The 950-nt window shown below is 60.0% G+C and carries 1 protein-coding gene; it reads right to left on the bottom strand.

The features are described from left to right. On the bottom strand, positions 1-842 hold an 842-nt coding region (locus tag EII23_RS12050; RefSeq protein ID WP_311768160.1), incomplete at its 3' end, for a DUF6538 domain-containing protein. Positions 843-950: the final 108 nt, after the last annotated feature.

Below are 950 nucleotides of genomic sequence, written 5' to 3'. Positions count from 1 at the left end.
GTGGTCTGGAGAACGGGCATTGCTCCTGCTCCATTCACCACAGGCGACAAGGGCGGAGCGGGCAGGGCGGCCCACGGTTCCCCCTCAAGACGACCGAGGAAGATACGTTGTACCTGCAATTCCATCTCCATCAGGCGCAGGCAGAAAGAGCGGAACTCCGCACGGGTTTCCGCCGTATCGTCCGTTGTGGGCATGGCGTAGCTGTGCCGCTGGAGGAAGGCTTCGGCCTTGTCCAGCATGGGGCTGATATCTCCATCGCACAGGTACAGCGGGGCTGCTTCGAGAAACAGGCGCGCTTGTCCTTTCAGCCGCTCCATGTACGCCGCGCTTGGCGGGAAGCAGAGCGGCGACTGTTGGGGCCGGAAGGCATCACCCTCAAGCAGCTTGCGTATATCCTCTTTGTCCTGCCATTCCTGCCGCGCCTTGTCCTCGTCGCCGGGCGGCGGGCTTGTCCGGGCCTGCTCCGCCTCGTTCATGGCTTCGGTTTGATAGAGCGTGAGCAGCCGCGCTTTCTCGTGGTCAGGCATATGGGCAAAAGGCCGGAGAGCGGCAGGCGGAACGGCGCAGGCAGTGGGCGCATGGGCAGAGGAAGAAGCGCAGGCGGCAGAGGCAAGCATCCGCTCCCGTTCTGCGGCCAGACGGGCACGATGCTCCCGGAACTCCTGGTCAAGCTCGATGGCCTTGAGGCGGACGCGCTGCAAGGCTTCCTTGTAGTCCTGCGTCTTGAGGGAGCAGGTCAGTTCCTTGCGGGGAGAATAGACGGCCAGAAGGTCGGTGGGAATCCGCAACCTGAAGTAGTAGGTACGGCTCCTCAAAAGCGGGGTCGGGGTCTTGAATGTCAAAACGCTCATTCCCCTTGTGTAACAAGTTTGTGTTACAAATGGAAGAATAAGCGTTTTATTTTTAGCCAGTTATAACTGATTGAACTGGTTGGATATTCATGGTGCCGA

It is taken from the genome of Desulfovibrio sp. OH1186_COT-070 (assembly GCF_003860215.1).
In the GTDB taxonomy this organism is placed as follows: domain Bacteria; phylum Desulfobacterota; class Desulfovibrionia; order Desulfovibrionales; family Desulfovibrionaceae; genus Desulfovibrio.
The sequence above is the reverse complement of the archived record's forward strand: the minus strand, read 5'-3'. Positions and strand labels throughout refer to the sequence as shown.